Below are 25076 nucleotides of genomic sequence, written 5' to 3'. Positions count from 1 at the left end.
TCGAGGGGGTGGTGACCAGGGGTCACTTTTCGTTGCTGGCGTTGCACCGACGGGCGTAATCTTGGGGCAGATGGATGGGTTGCGGTAAGCCCAAAAGGCTTGCCGCATAACAGAAAGGTCACAAAATGAGCACGGTGCATCCATCAATCGAACAACACCCGGATCTGTTGGCTTTGCGTGCCAACTATGAGCGGGCCGCGGAGTCAATGACCGCGCAGTTCACCTTCGGTTTGGCGCTGCTGACCGGGATCTACGCGGCTGTGTCGCCATGGGTTGTCGGGTTCGCCGGGACTAGACCGCTTGCCCGCAACGACCTGATCTGCGGGATAGCCGTCGCCGTGTTGGCGTTTTGCTTTGCGTCAGCGCTCGACCGCACGCACGGCATGACCTGGACGCTGCCGGTGTTCGGTGTCTGGCTCATCGTCTCGCCGTGGGTGTTGCACGGTGTCTCGCCGACGGCCGGGATGATCTGGTCGAATGTGGTCGCCGGTGCGGTGATAACCGTCCTGGGCCTGACCGCCGTGTACTTCGGCATGCGCGCACGTAGCTACGAAGCAAAGCACGCGTAACTAGGTCGGGCGCCGATTCGCCATGCCCGGCCGGGATCAGCCGGCCGGGTCGGACTCAATGCAGCTTAACCACAGACCGCTCCGGTGGCCGCCGAGCCGACCAGCTTGACGTACTTGGCTAGTACCCCGCTGGTGTAGCGCGGCGGTAGTGGAGTGAAACCGGCACGGCGCGAAGCGAACTCGTCGGCATCGACCAATACGTCCAGGGTTGCCCGCGCGACGTCAAGCCGGATCCGATCGCCGTCCGCAAGGAAAGCGATCGGCCCGCCGTCGGCCGCTTCAGGGGCGATGTGCCCCACGCACAGGCCGGTCGTGCCGCCGGAGAAGCGGCCGTCGGTCAACAACAGCACGTCTTTACCCAAGCCAGCGCCCTTGATAGCGCCGGTGATAGCAAGCATTTCGCGCATCCCGGGACCGCCCTTTGGACCCTCGTAGCGGATCACCACGGCGTCGCCGCCCTTGATGGTCCCGGCCTCCAAGGCATCCAATGCGGCCCGCTCACCGTCGAAAACCCTTGCGGTGCCTTCGAACACCTCGGTGTCGAAGCCCGCGGTTTTGACCACCGCACCCTCCGGCGCCAGCGATCCGTACAGGATTGTGATGCCGCCGGTCGGATGGATGGGCTTGTCCAGCGCCCGTAGCACCTTGCCGTCCGGGTCCGGCGGGGCGATACGCGTGAGGTTCTCCGCCACCGTCCGGCCGGTCACCGTCAGGCAGTCGCCATGCAGCAGACCAGCATCCAACAGGGCTTTCATTACCACCGGCACGCCGCCGATCCGGTCGACGTCTGCCATCACATGCCGCCCGAAGGGCTTGACATCAGCCAAGTGCGGGACTCGGGCCCCGATGCGGCTGAAATCCTCCAGCGACAGCTTGACGTTGGCTTCGTTGGCGATCGCCAACAGGTGAAGCACCGCGTTGGTCGAGCCGCCGAACGCCATCACTACCGCGATCGCGTTTTCGAACGCCTCCTTGGTCAAGATGTCGCGCGCGGTGATACCGCGCCGCAGCAACTCGACAACAGCCTCCCCGCTGCGGCGCGCGAACCCGTCGCGGCGGCGGTCAGTCGCCGGTGGCGCCGCGCTGCCCGGCAACGACATCCCCAGCGCCTCGGCGGCGCTGGCCATCGTGTTGGCGGTGTACATGCCTGCGCACGCCCCTTCGCCGGGGCAGATGGCACGTTCGATGGCGTCGACGTCTTCGCGGGGCATCAAGCCGCGTGCGCACGCGCCGACCGCCTCGAATGCGTCGATGATGGTGACCTCGCGCTCGCTGCCATCGGAGAGTTTGGTTCGTCCGGGCAAGATGGTGCCCGCGTAGAGGAAAACCGCGGCCACATCCAGGCGGGCGGCGGCCATCAGCATCCCGGGCAGCGACTTGTCACAGCCGGCGAGCAGCGCCACGCCGTCGAAGCGTTCGGCCTGCATCACGGTTTCGACGCTGTCGGCGATCAGCTCGCGGGACACCAACGAGAAGTGCATGCCCTCGTGGCCCATTGAGATGCCGTCGGACACCGAAATCGTGCAGAACTCAAGCGGATAGCCGCCGGCAGCGAACACCCCGTCTTTGGCCGCCTTGGCCAGCCGGTCCAGCGACAGGTTGCACGGCGTGATCTCATTCCACGACGACGCGACCCCGATCTGCGGCTTGGCGAAGTCGTCGTCGTCCATGCCCACTGCCCGTAACATTCCACGAGCGGCGGCTTTTTCCAGACCGTGGGTGACATCACGGCTGCGAGGTTTGATGTCGATCGACCGTGACTCCGACTCGGAGGTGTGTGCCATCGTCCAAGTATGCGGGAGACGGCTCAAGGCCCCAAACAGGGGAGCATACCCCGCTGGGGTATCGAGTAGAGTTGATCGCAGTGCAGCTCCTTGCAGGCGCGACGTCACCGTGCAACAGGCCTACACCACGATGCTGGGAGGTTAGATGGCATCGACCCGCGGCTATTCGTCGCAAAAGGACAACTACGCTAAACGGTTGCGCCGCATCGAAGGCCAGGTGCGCGGGATCGCGAAGATGATCGAAGAGGATAAGTACTGTATCGACGTCCTCACCCAGATCAGTGCCGCCAACAGCGCCCTGCGTTCGGTGGCGCTGAGCCTTCTTGACGAACATCTCGGCCACTGCGTCAGCCGTGCGATCGCGGCCGGCGATGACGAAGCCGATGCGAAAATCGCGGAAGCGTCAGCCGCGATTGCCCGACTCGTTCGTTCTTGAGGATTAACGCCTGGGGCAAACCCATGGTTGAGTAGGGGCCGTGGGGGCGACGCACACTGGGCGAGCAGCGCGATTGCGCCATCGCCGACTCGACGCTGCAACCCACACGCTCGGCGCGGACAACGCAACCGGGCGCGCCGGGCCCTGGACGCCGCGGATCGCGGCGCAATTGACGGTGCTGGCGGCTGCCGCCTTTATTTACGTCACCGCCGAGATCTTGCCGGTCGGTGCGCTGCCCGCGATCGCGCGTGACCTGCACGTCAGCGTTCCCCTGGTCGGCACGCTGCTGGCCTGGTATGCGCTGGTTGCCGCGGTGACGACGATTCCCCTGGTGCGCTGGACGGCGCACTGGCCGCGGCGGCAGACGCTGCTGCTGACTTTGATGTGCCTGACCGCCTCACAGGCCATCTCGGCGGTGGCCTCCACATTTTCGATGCTGGCAGCCGGTCGGGTGCTGTGCGCGATCACCCACGGTCTGATGCTGTCGGTGCTGGCCCCGATCGCTACCCGGCTGGTCCCGGCCAGTCATGCCGGACGCGCCACGACGGTGGTCTACGTCGGCATCAGCCTGGCCGTCGTCGTCGGCAGCCCGTTGACGGCGGCGATGAGCTTGCTGTGGGGCTGGCGGCTGGCCGTCGCGTGCATCACCGGGGCCGCGGCCGGCGTCATGCTGGCGGCCTGGGCGGTCTTGCCGACGCTGGCGCTCAGCGACGACCAACTCGCCACCGTGGGCCCCCGGGCCCGCCACCACCGCAACCGGCGGCTGCTGCGGGTGAGCCTGCTCACGCTGGTCGCCGTCACCGGCCACTACATCTCCTACACGTACATCGTGGTGATCATCCGTGACGTCGTCGGCGTGCGCGGGCCCAACCTGGCCTGGTTGCTGGCCGCGTACGGGATCGCCGGCCTGGTGGCAATGCCGGTGGTGGCCCGGCCATCGGACCGTCGCCCCAAAACCGCCGTGATCAGCTGCATGGGCGCACTGTCGGCGGCGCTGTTCCTGCTGACCGCATTGGCATTCGGCTCGCCCGGCACGGTGACCGCGGTGATCGGCACCGCTGCGATCGCGCTGTGGGGGGCGGCCGCCAACGCCGTGTCGCCGATGATGCAGGCTGCTGCGATGCGGGCCGGCGCCGACGATCCCGACGGCGCGTCAGGGCTGTACATGGCGGCCTTCCAGATAGGGATCACCGCCGGATCACTGGCCGGTGGTCTGCTCTACGAGCGCAGCGTGCCGGTGATGCTGGCCGCCTCGGCGGTCCTGATGGGCGCCGCGCTAAGCGGCATGGCGGCCAGCCGACAGCTGTTCGCGGTGCCTGCGCTGGCCGAACAGCCGTAACATCCGCCCCGTTGCGGCGATTAACACTGCAGCTCAAGCCGACAATTTGGGCAGTCGTGCGGCCGGCGGGCGGTCGCTGAGCTGAAAACCGGTCGCCGCGCTATGCCACACTGGGCTACAGACTGTGACTGGAGGTATGCATATGTCGCGATCGACGAGAGGCACGCTTCTCGCCGTTCTCGGCACGGCGGGACTGGCCGCCGTGCTGGCCTTGGGTCCCGGCCCGGCCCTGGCCGACCCCGACCAGCCGCCCGGGGATCCGACCGTGGCCGATCCGGGCCCCGGTGACGCACCGCCGCCACCGCCGCCGGTCGTGCCGGCAGCGCCGGCAGCAGGCGATCCGGTGGCAGCACCGCCTCCCGCGGACCCTGCGGCCCCGCCGTCGGCACCGATCGCCTCCGCTGCAGCACCCGCGGGACCAGTCGCTGGCCAGGACCCGACGCCGTTCGTCGGCGAGCCGCCGTTCCTGCCGCCGTCGTTCAACCCGGCCAACGGCGCGACGGTCGGCGTGGCCAAGCCGATTATCATCAATTTCCAGCGACCGATCGCCGACCAGGCGATGGCGGAAAAGGCGATCCATATTTCGTCGGAGCCACCGGTGCCCGGCAAGTTCTACTGGATGAGCCCAACCCAGGTGCGGTGGCGTCCACTGAGCTTCTGGCCGGCCCACACCATCGTGAATATCGATGCAGCCGGCACCAAGTCCAGCTTTCAGACGGGTGACGCGCTGGTCGCCACCGCCGACGACGCCACCCACACGATGACCGTCACCCGCAACGGGAAGGTGGAAAAGACCATCCCGATGTCGATGGGGATGTCGGCGGGCGGCCACCAGACCCCCAACGGCACCTACTACGTGCTGGACAAGAAGGCCACCGTGGTGATGGATTCGTCGACCTACGGGGTGCCGGTCAACTCGACGTACGGTTACAAGGTCACGGTTCAGGATGCCGTGCAGTTCGACAACAGCGGCGACTTCGTGCACAGTGCGCCGTGGTCGGTGGCCGACCAGGGTGTGCGCGACGTCAGCCACGGCTGCATCAACATCAGCCCCGCCAACGCCAAGTGGTTCTTCGACAACTTCGGTAGCGGCGATCCCATCGTGGTCAAGAACTCCAGCGGTGGTACCTACAGCAAGAACGACGGCTCCAACGACTGGCAGATTTAACCGTCGAGCAGACGCAGAATCGCCCTTTTGGCAACGGATTTGGGCGATTTTGCGTCTGGTCGCGCTACTTAGTTCCAGATGCGCACGCGGTGCTGCCGATCCAGATAGAGCTGGTCGTCGGGTGTGACGCCAAACGCGTCGTAGAAGGCGTCGATGTTGCGAATCACGCCGTTGCACCGAAACTCCGGCGGTGAATGCGGGTCAACCGCCAGCCGCCGGATAGCCTCGGCCTCGCGCGACTTGGCCCGCCACACCTGCGCCCAGCCGAAGAACACCCGCTGCACGCCGGTGAGGCCGTCGATGACAGGAGGCTGCTGGCCGTTCAGCGACAGCTGATAGGCCAGCAGCGCGATCGACAGTCCGCCCAGATCGCCGATGTTCTCGCCGACGGTCAACGCGCCGTTGACCCGGTGACCATCGCCGAGCGCCCTTGGCGTGTAGTCGCCGTACTGCTCGATCAACGCCTTGGTGCGGGCGGCGAACTCGTTGCGGTCCTCGTCGGTCCACCAGTCGACCAGATTGCCGTCGCCGTCGTATTTGGCCCCCTGGTCGTCGAACCCGTGGCCGATCTCGTGTCCGATCACCGCTCCGATGCCACCATAGTTAGCGGCGTCGTCGGCGTCGGCGTCGAAGAACGGCGGTTGCAGAATCGCTGCCGGAAAGACGATTTCGTTCATCCCCGGGTTGTAGTAGGCGTTGACCGTTTGCGGTGTCATGAACCACTCGTCGCGGTCGACCGGTCCGCCGAGCTTGGCCAGTTCGCGGTCGTGGTTGACCGCACAGCCGCGGCGGTAGTTGCCGTAGAGGTCGGCGCGGTCGACCACCAGCTTGGAGTAGTCGCGCCACTTGTTCGGGTAGCCGACTTTGGCGGTGAACTTGTCCAGCTTGGCCAGCGCGCGCTCGCGGGTCTGCGGCGTCATCCAGTCCAGGCTCTCGATGCTGATTCGGTACGCTTCGCGCAGGTTGTCCACCAGGGCGTCGATGCGGGCCTTCGCCTGCGGCGGAAAATGCCGCTGCACGTACAGCTTCCCAACGGCGTCGCCCATCAGGGATTGCACCAGTGAAACGCCGCGCTTCCAGCGTTCCCGGATTCGCTCGGCACCGGTCAGGGTGCGACCGTAGAACGCGAAGTCCTCGCGCACCAGCGCATCGGTCAGCATCCCCGCCCGCGAGTGGATCACCCGCCAACGCGCCCAGCGCTTCCAGTCGTCGAAGTCCTCGCTGCTCCACAGCTGGGCGAATGCGGTGAGGTAATCTGGTTGGCGCACAACGAGTTCCGCCATAGCCTCCGGTGTGCTGCCCAGCGCGCCGATCCAACCGGTCCAGTCGAATCCGGCGGCTTCGGCTTGCACCTCGGCGAAGGTGCGCAGGTTGTAGGTGAGCTCGACGTCGCGGCGTTTGACCACGTCCCAGTGCGCTGCGGCGAGCTTGGACTCCAGCGCCACGATGCGGTCCGCGGTTGGGGCGTGGTCTGCGGCGTCACCGCCGTACACCAGCGCGAACATCCGGGCGATGTGACCGGGGTAGGCGGCCAGAATCTCGGCGTGCTGCTCGTCGCGGTAGTAGGACTCGTCGGGCAACCCGATGCCCGATTGCGTCACGTGCACCAGGTAGCGGCTCGAGTCTTTGGCGTCGGTGTCCACGTACGCCCCGACGCTCCCGCCCACCCCGGTGCGTTGCAGGGCGCCGAGCGCGCCCGCCAGCGCGTCGGGGTCGGTGGCCTCGTCGATCGCCGCCAGTTCCTCCAACAGTGGTTGCACACCACGCCGTTCGACGGTGTCCTCGTCGAGGAAGCTGGCGTAAAGGTCGCCGATGCGCTGTTCGTCGGTGCCCGGCTCGGCAGCGGCCGCGGCCGCTTCGGTGATCAGGTCACGCACCTGGACCTCGGCCCGGTCGAACAGCTGCCGGAACGCGCCGTCGCTCGCGCGGTCCGGCGGAATCTCGTAGTCGGCCAGCCAGCGGCCGTTGACGTGACCGAACAGGTCGTCTTGGGGTCGGATACCGGTGTCGAGAAAGCTCAGGTCGATGCCCGAGCGCAGCGCTTCTACCGTCACCCCGCCATCCTTCCATCCCCGCCGGGTAGCCTCTCGGCCATGCCTGACGACGGCCAAGCAACCGCGCCACGGGCCGAGGGTGACGCCGCCCCGCCCGAACCGCTGGCCGACGATGACGACACCGCAGCGGCCGACGGGCGGATGTTCTCGGCTTACGGTGTGGCGTCGGCCGCGCTGGGGGTGTTGTGCGTCGCGGCGATCGCGTTGGGTGCGGCGATCTGGTCGGCGCACCGCGACGAGGTGGCGGAACGCTCGTATCAGAGCCGAGTCCTGCAGACCGCCGCCGACTGGACCGGTGTGCTGATCAACATGACCAGCGACAACGTCGACGCCAGCTTGCAGCGGCTGCACGACGGGACCGTCGGTGAGCTCAACGTGGACTTCGACGCCGCCGTGCGTCCGTATCGCGAAGTGGTGCAGCGGCTGAAGTCTCGCAGCACCGGGCGGATCGAGGCGGTCGCGATCGAGTCGGTGCACCACGACCCCGATGCCGCGCCGGGTGCCCGACAGCCCGCGCCGGGGCTTCCGCCGGTGGCCAGCCGCACCGACACCGTCATGGTGGTCGCGACGTCGGTCGCCGAGAACGTCGGCGGCAAACCGCAGACGGTGCATTGGAACCTGCGCCTTGATGTCTCGGATGTGGACGGCAAGCTGCTGATCTCGCAGTTGGGGTCGATCCGATGAGAAACCTCTGGCGGGTGCTGGCGTTTGACGTCGCAGCACCGCTCGGCGCGATCGGCGCGCTGGCGATGATCGGGATCATTTTGGCGTGGCCGCTGTGGTGGGTGGCGCTGTGCTCGGTGCTGATGCTGCTGATCGTCGAAGGAGTGGTGATCAATTTCGTTCTGGCGCGCCGTGATTCGGTAACGGTCGGAACCGATGACGACGCGCCCGCACTGCGGCTGACCGGCTTCGCTCGCTGGACGATGCCCGACCGCGACTTCAACCGCGACGCCCGAGACGTGGCGCGGATCGCTTCAGGCATGGCCGAGGCGACGGCGACGTACTCTCCGCAGGACCCGACGGCATCGGTCGACCGGGCCGCGGCGATGATGGTGCCGGAGCGCGCGGCGGCGTTCAAGGACCAATTCGCTAAGTCCACAGCCGATTTGGCGCAGCGCAATGTCACTGCGCAGGCTTCGACGCTGTCGGCCGGAGTCGAGGCGTTGGGGCCGTCGGCGGCCAGTGTGGCGGTGGTCTTACGTGCTACCCAGAACACCCCGGGCCAGCAGCCGAGCCGAACCGTGCTGGCGCTGCGGGTGACGCTGACCAAAAACAGCGGTCACTGGCTGGTGTTCGACGTGTTGCCGATCCACTCGCGGTAACCCTCCGGCCACCCGCGCTCGCCGTCAGGTGTTCGACCTGGCTTTGGCGAACCGGTCGGATAGTCGGCGCATGCGGATCATCAGCGAGGCCGAGGGGCTGACCTTCGCGTCGAGGTAGGCGGCGAGCTCCTCGGCGGTGACCCCGATGCGCGACGCGAATTCTTGTTCACGCAAACCCGATCGCTCGATGAGCAGCCGCACATGACGGGCGACTTCGGCGCGTTCGTCGGCCTCCAGGTGTGCGCGGGCGCGTTCGAGCACCTCGGCCATCGCTTTGGAGATGCCGTAGGGCCGCGAATCCGCGAGCACCTCTTCGACCTGGCGCGCGGTGCGCCCATACGGGTCGCGTTTGAGCGCAACGGCGATTTGTTTCCAGGTGCCGATGTCCCCACCCTCCAACGCGGAGCGGATCGCGGCGGTGGGCCAGAATTCGACAGGCTGGTCGGCGTACCGCGGCCGGGGAGCGGGACGATGCGGCACCGGCCCACGGCGTCGGTCCGCTGCCAACGTCACCTCGCCTCCTCCAGCATCGCCACAGCTACCGACAGGCAGCGCTGCCGGACCTCTTCCCACTCGGCCCGCGCATCCGGGTCGGACCAGTCTTCGTCGTCGATGTCAGACGGGTGCGGATCCGCAAGCCGACGCACCAACTGGCTGGCGACCCATTCCCGCCTAGGTTGTCGACAACAGTAGTACCTGTCCATCCCGGCCAGGATCACCGCAGCGGTTTCCGGCTCCACTGCATCGACGAGCTCAGCAAACTCGGCGTAGTCGCGGCTGCTGTTGCGGCACATGATCAGGTAGCCCTTCAGGCGCAGCGTCTCAGCGCCGGTCGGGATCTGCAGTCGGTCACCGGTGGGCAATTGGACATTGGTGGTCTCCACCGGGCTGCGCCGCTCGACCGTCGGCTCGACCGCGTCGGCCTGGGTCTCCAGCGCATCGAGGGCCACGGAAAGCCGGCCGCGCCAGACGGTGACGGGATGTAGCGGGCGGGGGGTGCCTCGGCTGATGCCGTTACGGGATGGCAAGCCGCCGACGAACTTTCGGGCTACCGACGGCGCGTTGGCCGCGGTGTTGGTGGCGGTCAGGGCGGTACGACGGCCGGTGTCCTCGTCGCTGCCGGTATCGCGGCCGCCGCACCCGGTGAACGCCAGCGGGTCGGTCACCGAGATCGCGTCAGGAACCAGCCGCTTGAGCCGTGCCGCCGACTTGATCACCGTCCGCAGATCCGCGCTGGGCACCGCGGGCGCGGGGATGTCGTCGGGAATCATCACGACGTCGCCGAGATCGACTTTCGGTAGCGGCTTTTCGACGTCGACGGAGGGCAGGATGCGGGACAGCCAGCCGGGCAACCACCAGTTCCACTGGTCGAACATCGCCATCAACGCCGGCACCAGCACCAGCCGCACGATGGTGGCGTCAACGGCGATCGCGACCGCGCATGCCACGCCGATCTCGGCGACCAGTGGCATACCGGCGAACGCGAAGCCGATGAATACCGCGATCATGATCAGCGCCGCGCTGGTGATGGTGCGGGCGCTGGTGCTCACCCCGTAGGCGACGGCGTCGTGGGTGTGCCCGGACTGCAGGAAGCGTTCCCGGATGCGGGTCAACAGGAAGATCTCGTAGTCCATCGACAGCCCGAAGGTCATTGCCAGTACCAGCGGCGGCACGGTGCTGTCGATGGAGCTGATCCGCTCGAAACCGAGCTTTTCCAGCCAGCCCCATTGGAACACCATCACCAGGCTGCCGTAAGCCGCGGCGACCGACAGCACCGTCATCAGCACGCCCTTGAACGCCAAGAACACCGATTGGATCGAGATCAGCAGCATCACAAAGGCGATCAGCGCGACGAAAACCAGTACCAGCGGCTCGGTCTGGGCGACCCGATCGTCGAAGTCTTTGATCAGCGCGGTGGGCCCACCGACGTCGATGCGCGGCGAGCCGGCACCGAACGCTTCGGGCAGGTGGGTGCGGATCCAGTCGACGGTGTGGCGCGCACTGATGTCTTCGGGGTCAACCGACAGCACCGCGCTCAGCAGCGCACTGCTGTTGTCGTCGGCGAACACCGGCGGGGTCACCGAGACGACGTCGGGAGCGCGGGCCAGCTCGCGACCGATCGCGGCCAGTGTCTGCTGGTGCGCCAGCGACGACGCTTGCCCGTCGGAAAAGCTCACCAGCACCTGCACCGGGCCCAGCGCCCCGGGCCCGAGCGCCTGCGCCGCCGACGCGACACCGGCGCGGATCTCATGGGTGGAGTCGAATTGGCGCAACAAGCTATTGCCCAGCACCATCGACAGCGATGGTGCGGCCATGGCGAGAAGCACCGCCGCCGCCGCGAGGGCCGACGCCCACGGGCGGCGCATGACCCAACCGATCCAACGGGTCCAAAACCGCGACTGGGTGGACTCGGGCCGCCGCGACCAGTGCAGCACCGCTGACCGCTTGGCAGCGGCGCGGCCAAACGTCGCCAGCACCGCCGGTGTCAGGGTGGCCGAGGTGAGCATCGCGACCGCGACCGCGAGAATCGCGCCGGTGGCCATCGATGCCAGCGCCGGGGTATCGATCAGGTAGATCCCGGTCAGCGAGGCGACCACGGTCATGCCCGACAGCACCACCGCCAGCCCGGAGGTGCCCATCGCCGCGTCGATGGCTTGCTGCGGCTGCCGGCCAGCGCGCAGCTCCTCGCGGAAGCGCATCAAGATGAACAGCGAGTAATCGACCGCCAGCGCGATACCGAACATCGACACCGTGGAGGTGACAAACACCGACATCGTGGTGTAGGTCGACAGCAGATACACCAAGCCCATGGTGATCGCCACGGTGCAGATGCCCAGCGCCAGCGGGATCGCGGCCGCGGCCAACGAACCGAACACCGCGAGCAAGACAATCAAAATGATCGGCAGGTTCCACCGCTCCGCTGCGGCGATGTCGTGTTTGGTGTTGCCCGCCGCGGCGGTGCTCAGCGCGCCCTGCCCGATGACATACAGCCGCACCCGGCCGTTGTCGATCGTGCCGGGCTTGTCACCGTTGACGCCCACTTTTTGCCGCAGTTTCCGGGCCACGTCGCTGGCGCCGGTGTTGTTGAAGTCCAGCCGCAGCGACACCACATACGGCCGGTCGGGCTGCGGGGCGGGCTGGCGTGCGTCGGGAACCACCGACACGCTGGGCACCTCGGCCGCGATCCGCTTGAGCAGCGCGACGGCGTCGTTCATGTCCGCATAGGTGGCGTCGGCGCGCGGTGCGGCCACCAGTGCAAGCGGGGACGCACCCTGATCCGGGTAATGGTCCTCGAGCTGATCGTGAACAAACAGCGACTGCGACCCGGCCACTTCGAAACCGCCACCGGTCAAGTGACCCGACTGGGTCATCGTCAAATAAATTGCGGGAACCAGTGTGAGCAACCAACCTGCGAACACCAGCCAGCGGTATCTGCGCAGGTTGCTGCTCAGACGCATCATGAACTGCTGGATTTCGCTCTCCCCGCCTTCTCCCGCGTTGCGTGGCCGTGAGCCTACCGCAGCATGCTGTAAAGTAAGTCTACTTATCGGCTCTGAGCTGCGGTGACTGTCGAACTGTGATGGTATTGATGCCGCGAGCCAAAAGAGCGCTTCAAAGCAGATTCTCAGCCACGCCGGTTGGCGGTGTCGCCGCACCAGATGGCACGATGTCAAATGGCCGTAAGCCGGGCCACATGCCGACGTGAGAGCGTTCGCAAGCCCTAAGGAGTTATCCATGAAGAAGACCGCTGCAACGTTGCGTCACGGGCTTTTCGGCGTGTTGAGCGCCGCCGCGATAGGTGGTGCGGCCGCGGCTGTGATGGCAGTGCCGTCGGCAAGCGGTGCCCAGGATCCGTGCGCCGCCAGCGAGATGGCAAAGACGGTTGGCTCGGTAGCCAAGTCGGCGGGCGACTACCTGGACTCGCACCCTGAGACCAACCAGGCGATGACCACGATCTTGCAGCAGCCCGCCGGGCCTCAGTCGGTGACGTCGCTGAAGAGTTACTTCGAAGCCAACCCCAAAGTGGCCAGCGACCTGCAGACGATTTCGCAGCCGCTGACCGGCCTGGGCACAAAGTGCAAGCTGCCGATCACGATTCCGCAGATGCTTGGACTGATGCAGGGTGCGCAGAACGGCCTGCCCGGCGCTGGCGTGCAACCGGTTGCCGGAACGCCCGGCGGCGCGCCGGCGGCCCCGCCACTTGGAGCCGGGAGCCTGCCAGGTCCGGCTGCCGCGTCGCCGATCACCGCCGTCAGGTAAGCGCTGACGGCGCCGCCGCTAACTGTCCGAAGAACTGCGCCGGTCGCCGGGCGGGTCGGGCTGCGGCAGGTTTTCGTCGCTGCTCGACCCGTCGACGCCAACGTCAACGGCGTCGGGGTCGACTTCGTTCTCGGTGCGGAACATGAAGAAAAACACCACCCAGCCGATAGCGGCGATGAGCAACCAGCTGATCACCCGGTAGACCAACATCGCCGAGATGGCGTCCGGCAGCGACATGCCGCTGGACACCAGGCCAGGCACCAGCACCGCCTCGACAACCAGCAAGCCGCCAGGCATCAGCGGAATCGTGCCGACCGCCCGGGCGGCGGCGTAGGCGACCGTCAAGCCCGCCAGCGACGCCTTGTCGCCGCCGCGTATGCGGCGAAGCCGAGGCAGGCGACGTCGGCGATCCAGTTGAAAAGTGACCAGCTAAACGCCACACCGAGGTCGCGCCGGCTCAGGCTGACCGCTTCAAGCTGCGTCAACGTTTCGCGCCACTTCTCCAGCCCGGTGTCGGCGGGCTTGCCCCGCAGCGAGTTAACCCAGGAGAGCACACGCGCTCCGATGCCATCGATCAACTCCGGCCGCGAGGCCACCGCCTGACCGAGCAGCAGAAGCGCGACGAAACCACCGATGGTGAACAGCAGCGAAAACGGGTTGTTCTTGGCGCCCAGGAAAAATGCGCCACCCAGGCCAAGCAGTGCCAGTCCAACCGCCTGCAACACCCCCGACATCACCAGCTGCCACGACGCGACCAGCGTCGAGGCACCCCAAATCCGTTGTTGCCGAAGGAGAAATGTCGCAGACAGGACGGGACCGCCCGGAAGCGTGGTGCTCAGCGAGTTGGCGGCGTAGTAGGCGGCTTCCGACCGCCATTGCTTGACCCGCACGCCAGCCGATTTCAGCAGTGTGCGCTGGATCTGGGCGAAGCTGTGCATCGACGCGCCGGCTGCCAGCACCGCGGCGACCAGCCACCACCACTTGGCCGACAGCAGGCTCTTCCAGGCCTTGGCCAACTGATCCCAGACCAGCGCCACCTCGATCGCGAGCACGATCGCCACGATCGCGAGAATGACCCACCGGATCCACCAGTACTTGCCGCGAACAGGCTCTTCCTGCTGCTGGCGAAGGTTGCCGGCCGGCGCGTCATCCGACACGTGCTTTAGGGTAGCGGTGCAGATCGCGCCGTCGGCGGCGCTTAGCTTCGCCGACGTGTCGCCGCCAGCGCAGATCGTGGCCGTTTGAGCGTCGCTGAGCCGGATACGCTACCGGGATGTCGGTCCTGGAAGACGAATCCGTTCACCCGCTGGTGCGCAAGGCCGCGGCATGGTCGTGGCGACTTCTAGTTCTATTCGCGGCCCTGGTGGCAGTGCTGTGGCTGATCAAGCGGCTGGAGTTGGTCTTCGTTCCGCTGGCACTGGCGTTGATCCTGTCGGCACTGCTGCTGCCCGGGGTCGACTGGCTGGACCGCCACGGCGTCCACCGCGGGCTGGCGGTGTTCCTGTTGTTGCTGACCGGTTTCGCCGCGATCGGCGGCGTGCTGGCGTTCGTCGTGAGCCAGTTCATCGACGGGTTGCCGGGGCTGGTCAACCAGGTCACCCGCCTGATCGACTCGACCCGCAAATGGCTGGTCGAAGGTCCGGTGCATCTGAGCCGGGATCAAGTCAACAACCTCGGCAACACGATGACCGAGGTGCTGCAAAAGAATCAGGCCAAGCTGACCAGCGGGGCGCTGTCGACAGCCACCACCGTCACCGAGATCGTCACGGGCGCGTTCGTGGTGCTGTTCACGCTGATCTTCTTCCTGTACGGCGGCCGCAACATCTGGCAGTTCGTGGTCAAGATCTTCCCCAGCGAGGTGCGCGAAAAGGTCCACAAAGCCGGCATCGCCGGGTTCCAGTCGCTGATCGGTTACGTGCGGGCGACGTTCCTGGTGGCCCTGGTCGACGCGGCTGGAGTTGGCACCGGTCTGGCGATCATGAGCGTGCCGCTGGCTTTGCCGCTGGCCTCATTGGTCTTCCTCGGCGCGTTCATCCCGCTGGTCGGTGCGGTGGTCAGCGGGTTCCTGGCGGTGGTCGTCGCGCTGATCGCAAAGGGTTGGGTTTACGCGTTGATCACGCTGGGAGTGATCATCGCGGTGAACCAGTTGGAAAGCCATGTATTGCAGCCGCTGGTGATGGGGCGCGCGGTGTCAATTCATCCGTTGGCGGTGGTGGTGGGCATTTCGACGGGCGGAATATTGGCGGGCATCGTCGGCGCGCTGCTGGCCGTCCCGACCATTGCATTCGTCGATCGCGCGGTACGGGTGCTGATCGCATCAACTCCCGTACCCGAGGCGCAAACCGCGCAAGCCGACGGCGGCACGACGCGTGTCCACGCCGAACCGGATAGCGTCGACGCGCGCTCGGGACCCGACGAGGGCGACGCCGCGGAGCGTGGCGCAGACCGCAGTTAGAACCGGCCTTCGCGGCGCAACAGATCCTGTGCGCTGACGCTGCCGGTGCGGCGCTGGCGGGTCTGGTCGGCGTTGTTGCCGCTGTGGCCGCGGGAGTTGAGCTTCTCGGTGGCCACGTCGGAGTCGCTGTCCTCGGGCGGTGGGGTCGGGAGGGCGGCGGTGGGATCACCTGCGTCGCTTGGAGTTTGGCTGCCGGGTTGGTTTCCGGGGATGGGCATCGCGCGGGTCTGCTCGGCTGACGGCTTGGGTGTTGGGTCTGCGCCCGCCTCGTATCGGTCGGCGGGACGGTCACCGGCGCGATCCCGGTGGCGGGAGCGTGGCGGCGGTGGGGACATGTCGTGGTCGTGGGGCGGCCGATCGTCGGGGAGGTCTAAGCCGTCGCGCAATTCGCTTAACCACGATTCGATTTCGCGGTCGTGTGGCGGCGGGGATGCCTTGGGCCGCCGGTTGGCTGGGGCCGCGTTCTGGGGCGTCGACAAGCGGGTGGTCGGCGGTTCGGACGGCTCGCCACCGCCGGCGGGCATCCGGGTGGTGCTGGCACCGGACGGCCGGGGCTGCGCGGCGGCTGGGGCGCGGGCCGACCGCCTGCCCGCGGACGTGATGTCCCTTCCACGCCGGGATGGGTGGGGTCGTGCGGCGGACGCGGCGAGCGGGCGGGCGCGGCCATCGCGGCGGCCGGACGCCGCTCGACGAAAGGACGCTCTACCCTGCTGCGCGGTACAGGCAGTTTGCGCTCGTCGGGCAGGTGAATCTCGCCCAGCCCGATGCGGTTCTGCAGGCGTTTCATCCACAGCGGGGCCCACCAGCAATCGTCGCCGAGCAGCTTCATCACCGACGGCACCAGGAACATCCGGATGACGGTGGCGTCCAGCAGCAGCGCCGCCATCAATCCGAACGCCAGGTACTTCATCATCACCAGGTCGGAGAACACGAACGAGCCGGCGACCACCGCAAGCACGGTCGCGGCGGCGGTGATGATGCGGCCGGTGGTCGCCGTGCCGATCCGGATCGCTTCCGCGGTCGACATCCCGCGTTCCCTCGCCTCAACCATTCGGGAGACCAGGAACACCTCGTAGTCGGTCGACAAACCGAAGACGACCGCGATGATCAACCCGATGACGGGCGCGGTGAGCGGCGTCGGGGTGAAATTCAGCCACTTGGAGAAGTGCCCGTCGACGAAAATCCACGTCAAGATGCCCATCGTGGAACCCAGTGTCAGCGCGCTCATCACCGTCGCTTTGACCGGCAGCACCAACGAGCCGAATGCCAGGAACATCAACAGCGTGGTAGTGGTCAGCAGGATCACCAGCATCAGCGGCAACTTGGCGAATATGCCGTGAATGCTGTCCTGCACAAGAGCCTGGGTACCGCCGACCATGAGGTTGAGCCCCTTGGGCGCCGTGATGGCGCGCAACTCGGCGATTTTCTTCGCCGCATCGTTGGGACTCACCAGGCCGTTCTGGATCACCCGAACCGAGTCGTCCTTCGGGTGAGTCGTGCCATTGGGTCCCGCGACACACGGATTTCCCGCAATGTTGGGGCAGGGGCGTTCCTCCCACTGCTTGGCGGTGAACCCGTTCAGCGGTGCCTTGCTGCGGATATCGGCGACCTGCTGATCGGTGACCTTGCTGTGGTTGGTGCTCTGGATCACCAGGGTCAGCTGCTCGGTGCGGTAGCCGGGGAAAAGCTTGTCGAAATGCTCCTGCGCCTGACGCACCGGGTTGCTGGGCGGCAGGTATTTTTCGCTGAAGCCACCGAGGGACAGGTTGAACAGCGGAATGATCAGCAAGATCATCGCGACCACAATCGGAACGGCGAACAGCAGCGGTCGCTTCATCACCCGGTTGACCAGCTTGCCCCAGAACTCTTGCTCGACCTCTTCCCGAGTCTTCGTCTTTTGCAGCAGGTCGGCGAGCCAGTTCAGGTATGCCCGCGACACCTTCCAATTCGCCAGGAAGGGCACCCGGAACAGTGTGCGCACGCCCAGCGCGTCGACGTGACGGCCCAAGATGCCCAGCACGGCCGGCAGGATCGTGATCGATAAAATCGCCGAGAGCATGACCGCCGCAATGGTCGCGTAGGTCAACGACTTCAAGAACCCTTGCGGGAACACCAGCATGCTGGCCGCCGACACCGCGATCAGCACGGCCGAAAACGTCACGGTGCGACCGGCCGTCATCATGGTGCGGCGCACCGCGACCTCGCTGTCGTAGCCTTCGGCGATCTCTTCGCGGAACCGGCTCACCACGAACAACCCGTAGTCGACCGCGATGCCCAGGCCGATCATGGTCACGACCGGTTGGGCGAAGAAGTGCACCGGCCCGAAAACCGCGATGAAACGCATAATGCCCAGCGCACCGGCGATGGCCAGACCACCGACGATCGCGGGCAGGCAGGCCGCGACCACCCCACCGAACACCAGGAACAACACCACCGCCACCAATGGCAGCGCCAGGACTTCCATCCGTCGCTGGTCGGTTTCGATGGTGCCGGTCAAGGCGTTGGCCACCGGTTCGAGGCCGGCGAGTTCGACCTTGCCGCCGTCGAGCTTCTGCAGGGCCGGCGCGATCGCCTTGTAGTTGTTGAGGATCGTGTCGTCGTCGTCGCCCTTGAGCGGGATCGACACGAAAGTGTGCTTCTTGTCTTCGGTCGCCATGCCCTTGACCACCGGGTCGGTGGTGTTCGGTGCCGCCAGATACCCGACCCAGCCCAGCACCTGGTCGGGGTGGTCCGCTTTGAAGGTGTTGAGCTGGTCCTTGATCTGCTTCGACCAAGCCGGGTCGTCGACGGTTTTGCCTGGTGGGGCGGTGAACGTCGCCACGATGTGGCTGGTGCGGTCACGGCCATAAACCCGGTCGCCCAGGACAGAAGCCTTCACCGACTGGCTGCCGTCGTCGTAGAAACCGCTCTGCGTGACATGCTTGCCGAGGGTCAGCCCGAAAACGCCGCCGGCAAGGCAAAGCGCCACCATGACCCCGATTACGATGAACCGGTAGCGGTACACAGTTCGGCCCCACCAGGCGAACACGCAATCTCCTTACTGGATCTGTCGCGACCGTCGCATTGCTCTTGAGTTGTCACTCACGCGAGGTCAGTAGCGAGGACAGCGGCCGGAACGGCTGCAGCCACGCTCCTTGTTCGGGCAGCGAATCCAGGCCGATTCGCGGCAGCGGCTCCCGGAATACGCCTGCAATGTCCTCCAGGTCGACGAACTCCAAGGTATCCGACGCTAGCGCCCAACTAGCGTGTTCACGAAATCCGAGCACTTGAACTGGGACCCCACCACGCGCGATGTCCTCCAGCGGTTGCCGGAAGGCCTGACCGTCGGCGGAGGCCACCATTAGCGCCGCGAGCCCCTCTTGGCACCGTAACGCGATGTGCGCGAGCATATCGGCGTCGACGTCGCTGTCGTCGTCGATCTTTGGTTTGGCGAAGACGGCGAAACCGACGTTACGCAACGCATCCACCCAGGGACGAACCACGTCGGCGCTGCCCGCGGCGATGTTGGTGAAGACGGTGGCCTCCGGCTCGACCGACACGTCGGGACGACTAGCAGCCAGTTCGGCGGTGCGGGCAAGCAGCCAGCGGCCCAGCGCGTCAAAACGCGGGCGTTCCAGCGCGGTGGGGCGGCGACCCAGGATCGAACCCAGGCCCATGTCGAGGTTCGGGGCATCCCAAACCAGCAGCACCCGCCGAACCGGGGGCGCGAGCCCATCCACGCCGTTCCCGCACGGCTCGGCCGACGGCACGGGCGGCGGGATCGGTTCGGGTGCTTGCGCGCCCGCTTCTTGTGTCATGCTCATGGTCAGCATCTTTCCCAGACCAATTCGATGACGGCACTGCCGGCGTGCCGGGCCTTGGTTTCGTATTTGGTGGTCGGGCGGTCGACCGAGATCGCCAGTGGCCGGGAGCGAGGGTCGACCCGAGCAAGCCGCGGCTCGCCGTCACCGGCCTCGGCGATCTGCGCGGCGTAACCGGCGTGGTCGGTCGCCACGTGCAGCACACCACCGTGTCGCAGCCGGTCGGCGATCAGGGCAACCGTAGCTGGTTGCAGCAGCCGGCGCTTGTGGTGGCGAGCCTTGGGCCACGGGTCGGGGAAGAAGACCCGAACCCCGGTCAGCGAAGCCGGCGCGATCAGGTGGTCGAGGACGTCGACCGCATCTCCGCGGATCAGCCGGATGTTGCCGACGTCTTCGCGGTGCATAGCGCTGAGCAGCTGCGCGAGCCCGCGGCGATACACATCCACCGCGATGACGTCGACATCGGGCTCAGCCCGCGCCATCTCGAGTGTCGAAGTTCCTGCGCCGCAACCGATTTCCAGCACCACCGGCGCGTGACGTCCGAACCAGGCCGGGGTATGCAGCGGCCGTGGTTGGTCGTCCTCGCCACTCGATTGCGCCTGGCTGTAGCGGGGGGCGTCGCGCCCGTACACCGGCCATAGCCGTTCCCAGGTCTGCTGCTGGGCGCCGGAGAGTGCTGAACGTCGTGACCGGAAGCTGGTGACACGCGGATAGCGCTGCGCAGGCACATCTCTATCGGGCAGCTCCGGCGACGTCGCCGCTGCCCCGTGCTGCGCATGCATTCGTCCATGGTGGCCCATGAACCCATGGTGCAGCCGTCGTGTGGTGCAGATTGATACCCAACAGTTGTCTTCGGGTGGTAGTGCGTGGCTCGCGTCGCTGCGGCGCAGATGCCACCATTCCAGGGCATGAACGTCCAGGGGCACCAGATTTTCGTCGATGAGCTGGCGCGATTCGCCGACGAGGCAGGCGAGCCGCGGCTGACTGCAATGGCGCAGCGGATCGCGGCGCCGCTGCGCGTGGCTGTCGACGGTCGTCGCGGGGTTGGCCGCCGCACAGTCGCGCGGGCCTTGGCCGGTGCGGGAATCGAACTTGCCGCATCCGCGGCCGCGGACGTGAGCGTCCGCGTCGTCGCCGAGGTGGTGAAGCCGGAGGACCGAGACGCCGTCGCGGCGGCGCGGCAGCCGGTACTGGTGGTGCTGAACAAGGCGGATCTGCTCGGATCGGCGGGCGGCGAGCGGCTCGCGGCGGCGCGCAGCCACTGCGCGCGCCTGTCCGCGCTCGCCGGGGCAACGGTCGAGCCGATGGTCGGACTGCTGGCCGTCACAGCGGTCCACGGTTTGGTGCGCGACAGCCTGTGGGCCGCGGTGCAGCTGCTGGCTGCTCACCCCGCCGACCTGGGCTCCGCGGAGGCGTTTCTCGCCAGCGCGCACCCCGTGCCGCGCGCCGAACGCCAGCGGCTGGTGGGCACTCTCGACCTGTTCGGCCTCAGGCTGGCCGTCGCCGCGGCGCGCCGGCGCAGCTCCCCGCCGCAGGTGCACGCCCTGTTGCGCGGCGCCAGTTGCGTCGACACCGTCGTCAAGCGCATCGGCGCGGCGGGCGCTGAGGTGCGCTACCGGCGCGTCCTGGACGTGTTCGACGAACTGCAGGCAATGGCGGTCGGCGACCAGCGGATCGGCGACTTCTTGCGCCGCGACGACACCGTGCTGGCCCGGATGGCCGCCGCGATCGACGTCATCGAAGCCGCCGGCCTGCACGTCGAGCCGGGCGACGACCGGGCGGCCCAGCTGCGGCGGGCCGTGAAATGGCAGCGCCACAGCCGTCGACCGGGACCGGGCCTGCACCGCCGGTGCGCCGCGGACATCGCCCGGGGATCGCTGCGGTTGTGGTCGCAGGCCGGCGGTGCGCCGTGAGCGAGTCGGCGCACGAGGATCCGGTCGCCAGGGTCGACGCGCTGGTCGGTGCGATCGGGCCGCGGCTGTCGGCGCCGGGTGTGCAGCGCCGCGAGGTGGTGCTGGTGACCGGCCCCTGGCTGGCGGGCGTCACCGGTGTGGCGGCGGCGCTGCGCGAGCGGCTGCCCGAGCACACGTTCGTCGAGTCGGCGGATTTGGCGGCCGGCGAGGTCCCGCTGGCGGTGGTGTTCGTCGTCTCCGCGGCCGCCGCGCTGACTCCGTCCGACTGTGCGCTGCTCGATGCGGCGGCCGCCGATACCGACCTGGTGATCGGGGCAGTGTCCAAGATCGATGTGCACCACAAGTGGCGCGACATGATCACAGTCGACCGCGACGCGCTGATCGCGCATGCGACGCGCTACCGCAACGTGCCGTGGGTGGGGGTGGCCGCCGCACCCCAAGCCGGCGAGCCTCGTGTCGACGACTTGGTCGCCGAGGTCCAAAAGCAGCTCGCCGATACGGACTTGGTACGACGAAACCGGTTGCGCGCCTGGGAATCTCGGCTGCAGGCGATTGCCGGCCGGTATGAGCGTGACGCCGAGGGGGTGGGCCGACAGGCCCGGGTGGCCGCCCTGCGCGAAGAGCGCACGGCGGTGCTGCGGCAGCGACGGCTGTCGAAATCCGAGCGCACGATCGCGCTGCGCAGCCAAATCCAGCAGGCCCGCGTCCAGCTGTCCTACTTCGCACGAAATCGCTGCGCCTCGGTGCGCAGCGAACTGCAGGAGGACGCGGCCGGCCTGACCCGCCGCAAGCTACCGGAGTTCGAAACCTACGCCCGCGAGCGGTTCAGCGACGTGGTTGCCGAGGTGAACGACGGGAGCAGCCGGCACCTGACCGACGTGGTCGCGGTGTTGGGCCTGGCCGTGGAACTGCCCGCCGCCCCTGAGCCCCCCAGGATCGATGTGGCGGCGCCGCCGCTGACATCGCGACGGCTGGAGACCCGGCTGATGACGTTGCTGGGCGCCGGTTTCGGGTTGGGGGTGGCGCTGACGGTCAGCCGGCTTCTTGCCAACCTGGCGCCCGGGCTGACCGCGGCCGGGGTCGTGGCGTGTGTGGCGATCGGGCTTGCGGTCACCGTGTGGGTGGTGGGCACGCGAGGATTGCTGCACGACCGCGCGGTGCTCGACCGCTGGGTGGGGGAGGCCACCTCGTGGCTCCGTTCGACGGTCGAACAGCTGGTGGCCACCCGGGTGCTGGCCGCCGAAAGCGCGCTGAGCGCCGCGCTGGGCGAGCAGGACGAGCTTGAGAACGCTCGCGTCGCCACGCGGCTGAAAGCGATCGACACCGAACTGCGTGAGCACGCCGTGGCCGCGGCGCGGGCCAGCGCATTACGTGACCGCGAGATGCCGACGCTGCGGGCGGCCCTGGACGCGGTGCGACGCGAGCTGGGCGAATCGAGCCAGCCTCGGCCGGAGCCTAACCCGACCGAGCAAACTCCGCGAACGGCGAGTGCGGCTCATCTGAATCGTTCCTGTGAGTGAGCTGATACCTGCCCAGACCATCCTGGATAAGTCGCCCGCGATAGCCTGTATTTAGACCCACCGCGAACGCCAGGGACGAAAAACGTCCGCGACGACACGTGAGCAGGAGTTTTCTTATGACCTCAGCGACCATTCCCGGTCTCGATACCGCGCCGACGAATCATCAGGGCCTGTTGGCCTGGGTGGAGGAGGTCGCCGAGCTGACTCAGCCGGACCGGGTGGTCTTCGCTGACGGCTCCGACGAAGAATGGCAGCGGCTCTGCGATCACCTCGTCGAGGTGGGCACGTTCAAGCGGCTCAACCCGGCCAAGCACCCCAACTCCTACCTTGCGCTGTCTGATCCGTCTGACGTGGCCAGGGTGGAGTCGCGCACCTTCATCTGCTCGAAGCGCGAGGTCGACGCTGGGCCGACCAACAACTGGATGGACCCGGCCGAAATGCGGTCGACGATGACCGACCTCTTCCGGGGCTGTATGCGGGGACGCACCATGTGGGTGGTCCCATTCTGTATGGGCCCCCTGGGCGCCGAGGACCCCAAGCTGGGCGTGGAGATCACCGACTCCGAATACGTCGTCGTTTCGATGAAAGTGATGACGCGGATGGGCACGGCGGCGCTGGAAAAGCTCGGTGGCGACGGCTTTTTCGTCAAGTGCCTGCACTCGGTCGGCGCCCCGCTGGAGCCGGGCCAAAAAGACGTCCCGTGGCCGTGCAACGACACCAAGTACATCACGCACTTTCCGGAGACCCGCGAGATCTGGAGCTACGGCTCGGGCTACGGCGGCAATGCGTTGCTGGGTAAGAAGTGCTATTCGTTGCGGATCGCGTCGGTGATGGCCCGCGACGAGGGCTGGCTGGCCGAGCATATGCTGATCCTCAAGCTGATCTCGCCGGAGAACAAGGCGTACTACATCGCGGCGGCGTTCCCGTCGGCGTGCGGCAAAACCAATCTCGCGATGCTGCAGCCGACCATCCCGGGCTGGCGCGCGGAAACGCTAGGCGACGACATTGCCTGGATGCGGTTCGGCAAGGACGGCCGGCTGTACGCGGTCAACCCCGAAGCCGGGTTCTTCGGTGTGGCGCCGGGAACCAGCCGCAAGTCGAACCCGAACGCGATGAAGACCCTCGACGCCGGCAACACGATCTACACCAACGTGGCGCTCACCGATGACGGCGACGTGTGGTGGGAGGGCATCGACGGCCCCACCCCCGATCACCTCACCGACTGGAAGGGCAACGACTGGTACTTCCGTGAGACGGAAACTCTTGCCGCGCATCCGAATTCGCGGTACTGCACACCGATGTCGCAATGCCCCATCCTGGCGCCCGAATGGGACGACCCGCAGGGCGTTCCGATCTCGGCTATCTTGTTCGGCGCCCGCCGCAAGACCACGGTGCCGCTGGTCACCCAAGCCCGGGACTGGCAGCACGGTGTGTTCATGGGCGCGACCATGGGCAGCGAGCAGACCGCCGCGGCGGAGGGCAAGGTGGGCACTGTGCGCCGCGACCCCATGGCGATGCGGCCGTTTTGTGGCTACCACGTCGGCGACTACTTCCAGCACTGGATCAACATCGGCAAGAACCATGACGAGTCCAAGCTGCCAAAGGTGTTCTTCGTCAACTGGTTCCGCCGGGGCGGCGACGGCAAGTTCTTGTGGCCGGGTTTCGGGGAGAACAGCCGCGTGCTTAAGTGGATCATTGACCGCATCGAGGGCAGGGCCGGTGGCCGCTCGACACCGATCGGCGTGGTGCCGGCGGTTGAAGACCTGGACTTGGAAGGACTCGACGTCGACCCGGACGACGTGGCCAAGGCGCTGGCCGTCGACCCCGGCGAATGGCGCAGGGAACTGCCGATGATCGAGGAGTGGTTCGAATTCGTCGGCGAGAAGCTGCCCACCGGCGTCAAAGACGAGTTCGAGGCGCTCAAGCAGCGGCTGGCCGAATAACCGCGAGCAGCTAGCAAGGGGCTGCTCGCGCACCGCCGGGCGCCGCAACGACTTCGGCAGGTAGACCGCACCTGGCCCGGCCATCGCCGCGGAGTCGGCCGGGTTGGATATCGCGCACCGCTTCAGCGACAGACAACCGCAACCGATGCACGAGTCCAAGTTGTCGCGAAGCGCGACCAGTCCCGCAATCTGGTCGTCGAGGCGGGCCCGCCAATCCCTGGACAACCTATTCCAGTCGGCCCGCGTCGGAGTGCGACCATCGGGCAGCTTCGCCAGCGCGGCGGCCACCTCTTCCAGGCTGAGCCCGACATTGCGTGCGGCACGGATGAAAGCTAAGCGCCGCAACATGTTTCGCTCGAATCGGCGCTGACCGCCGGAAGTGCGTGACGCGGTGATCAGCCCGACGTTCTCATAGAAGCGGATCGCCGAAGCCGCGAACCCGCTGCGTCGAGCGATCTCGCCGACGGTGAGCAAATCCCGGCTTTCCATGTGACCTGCCTCACTCGCGGT

The 25076-nt window shown here is 67.0% G+C and carries 17 protein-coding genes and 3 pseudogenes; 11 read left to right on the top strand and 9 right to left on the bottom strand.

Going from position 1 to position 25076, the window contains the following annotated elements; translation table 11 throughout:
- The first annotated feature begins 125 nt into the window (after positions 1-125).
- The gene (locus MYXE_RS22615) at positions 126-569 is read left to right on the top strand and encodes an SPW repeat protein (RefSeq protein WP_039890431.1); all 444 of its coding nucleotides are present in this window, start codon (positions 126-128) and stop codon (positions 567-569) included.
- Between the two features lie 65 nt (positions 570-634).
- Here MYXE_RS22615 and ilvD read toward each other — a convergent pair whose 3' ends face one another.
- Positions 635-2353, bottom strand: a complete 1719-nt coding sequence (ilvD, locus tag MYXE_RS22610) for a dihydroxy-acid dehydratase (RefSeq protein WP_085195382.1) — start codon at positions 2351-2353, stop codon at positions 635-637.
- Positions 2354-2498: 145 nt separating this feature from the next.
- Here ilvD and ricR point away from each other — a divergent pair, with 145 nt between their 5' ends.
- The 3 genes from ricR (at position 2499) to MYXE_RS22595 (ending at position 5296) form a co-directional block, all read left to right on the top strand.
- The gene (ricR, locus tag MYXE_RS22605) at positions 2499-2789 is read left to right on the top strand and encodes a copper-sensing transcriptional repressor RicR (RefSeq protein ID WP_004571666.1); all 291 of its coding nucleotides are present in this window, start codon (positions 2499-2501) and stop codon (positions 2787-2789) included.
- 157 nt (positions 2790-2946) lie between these two features.
- Positions 2947-4128, top strand: coding sequence for an MFS transporter (locus tag MYXE_RS22600; protein ID WP_112650242.1), 1182 nt, complete (start codon positions 2947-2949; stop codon positions 4126-4128).
- A 142-nt stretch (positions 4129-4270) separates the two neighbouring features.
- Positions 4271-5296, top strand: coding sequence for a L,D-transpeptidase (locus MYXE_RS22595; protein WP_004571668.1), 1026 nt, complete (start codon positions 4271-4273; stop codon positions 5294-5296).
- A 68-nt stretch (positions 5297-5364) separates the two neighbouring features.
- Here MYXE_RS22595 and MYXE_RS22590 read toward each other — a convergent pair whose 3' ends face one another.
- On the bottom strand, positions 5365-7350 hold the full coding sequence (locus tag MYXE_RS22590; RefSeq protein WP_004571669.1) for a M13 family metallopeptidase: 1986 nt from the start codon (positions 7348-7350) through the stop codon (positions 5365-5367).
- A gap of 39 nt (positions 7351-7389) precedes the next feature.
- On the opposite strand from MYXE_RS22590, the gene MYXE_RS22585 reads away from it, so the two are divergent.
- Both MYXE_RS22585 and MYXE_RS22580 read left to right on the top strand, forming a co-directional pair.
- Complete coding sequence (locus MYXE_RS22585; protein WP_004571670.1) at positions 7390-8034, top strand: hypothetical protein; 645 nt, start codon at positions 7390-7392, stop codon at positions 8032-8034.
- On the top strand, positions 8031-8675 hold the full coding sequence (locus MYXE_RS22580; RefSeq protein ID WP_085195378.1) for a hypothetical protein: 645 nt from the start codon (positions 8031-8033) through the stop codon (positions 8673-8675). The genes MYXE_RS22585 and MYXE_RS22580 overlap by 4 nt, the downstream gene beginning before the upstream one ends.
- A 24-nt stretch (positions 8676-8699) precedes the next feature.
- Here the strand turns inward: MYXE_RS22580 and MYXE_RS22575 are convergent, their stop codons facing one another.
- Complete coding sequence (locus MYXE_RS22575) at positions 8700-9188, bottom strand: hypothetical protein (RefSeq protein ID WP_004571672.1); 489 nt, start codon at positions 9186-9188, stop codon at positions 8700-8702.
- On the bottom strand, positions 9185-12136 hold the full coding sequence (locus tag MYXE_RS22570; RefSeq protein ID WP_004571673.1) for an MMPL family transporter: 2952 nt from the start codon (positions 12134-12136) through the stop codon (positions 9185-9187). Before MYXE_RS22570 ends, MYXE_RS22575 begins: the two co-directional genes overlap by 4 nt.
- A gap of 274 nt (positions 12137-12410) precedes the next feature.
- Between MYXE_RS22570 and MYXE_RS22565 the strand changes: the two genes are divergently transcribed.
- Complete coding sequence (locus MYXE_RS22565; RefSeq protein ID WP_004571674.1) at positions 12411-12935, top strand: hemophore; 525 nt, start codon at positions 12411-12413, stop codon at positions 12933-12935.
- A gap of 18 nt (positions 12936-12953) precedes the next feature.
- Here MYXE_RS22565 and MYXE_RS22560 read toward each other — a convergent pair.
- Positions 12954-14092, bottom strand: a pseudogene (locus MYXE_RS22560) (lysylphosphatidylglycerol synthase transmembrane domain-containing protein).
- A gap of 116 nt (positions 14093-14208) precedes the next feature.
- Between MYXE_RS22560 and MYXE_RS22555 the strand changes: the two are divergent.
- A complete protein-coding gene (locus MYXE_RS22555) occupies positions 14209-15390 on the top strand; it encodes an AI-2E family transporter (protein WP_004571676.1) in 1182 nt (393 codons plus the stop codon).
- Here the strand turns inward: MYXE_RS22555 and mmpL3 are convergent.
- The 3 genes and pseudogenes from mmpL3 to trmB all read right to left on the bottom strand — a co-directional run bounded on the left by mmpL3 (position 15387) and on the right by trmB (position 19990).
- A pseudogene (gene mmpL3 / locus MYXE_RS22550) lies at positions 15387-18418 on the bottom strand (trehalose monomycolate exporter MmpL3). The gene MYXE_RS22555 and the pseudogene mmpL3 sit on opposite strands and share 4 nt — an antisense overlap.
- A gap of 49 nt (positions 18419-18467) precedes the next feature.
- Positions 18468-19193: an NYN domain-containing protein gene (locus tag MYXE_RS22545; RefSeq protein WP_004571678.1), complete on the bottom strand. Its 726-nt coding sequence runs from the start codon at positions 19191-19193 to the stop codon at positions 18468-18470.
- Positions 19194-19195: 2 nt separating this feature from the next.
- Positions 19196-19990, bottom strand: a complete 795-nt coding sequence (gene trmB / locus MYXE_RS22540; RefSeq protein WP_081485359.1) for a tRNA (guanosine(46)-N7)-methyltransferase TrmB — start codon at positions 19988-19990, stop codon at positions 19196-19198.
- Between the two features lie 108 nt (positions 19991-20098).
- On the opposite strand from trmB, the gene MYXE_RS22535 reads away from it, so the two are divergent.
- The 3 genes from MYXE_RS22535 to MYXE_RS22525 all read left to right on the top strand — a co-directional run bounded on the left by MYXE_RS22535 (position 20099) and on the right by MYXE_RS22525 (position 24566).
- The gene (locus MYXE_RS22535) at positions 20099-21103 is read left to right on the top strand and encodes a hypothetical protein (RefSeq protein ID WP_085195374.1); all 1005 of its coding nucleotides are present in this window, start codon (positions 20099-20101) and stop codon (positions 21101-21103) included.
- Positions 21100-22623: a hypothetical protein gene (locus tag MYXE_RS22530; RefSeq protein WP_232061683.1), complete on the top strand. Its 1524-nt coding sequence runs from the start codon at positions 21100-21102 to the stop codon at positions 22621-22623. Before MYXE_RS22535 ends, MYXE_RS22530 begins: the two co-directional genes overlap by 4 nt.
- Before the next feature lie 116 nt (positions 22624-22739).
- Positions 22740-24566, top strand: a complete 1827-nt coding sequence (locus MYXE_RS22525; RefSeq protein ID WP_004571682.1) for a phosphoenolpyruvate carboxykinase (GTP) — start codon at positions 22740-22742, stop codon at positions 24564-24566.
- 33 nt (positions 24567-24599) lie between these two features.
- Here MYXE_RS22525 and soxR read toward each other — a convergent pair.
- Positions 24600-25055 (bottom strand): annotated as a pseudogene (soxR, locus tag MYXE_RS22520) (redox-sensitive transcriptional activator SoxR); the annotation flags it as partial.
- Between the last annotated feature and the right edge of the window lie 21 nt (positions 25056-25076).

The organism is Mycobacterium xenopi, assembly GCF_009936235.1.
Classification (GTDB): domain Bacteria; phylum Actinomycetota; class Actinomycetes; order Mycobacteriales; family Mycobacteriaceae; genus Mycobacterium; species Mycobacterium xenopi.
The sequence above is the reverse complement of the archived record's forward strand: the minus strand, read 5'-3'. Positions and strand labels throughout refer to the sequence as shown.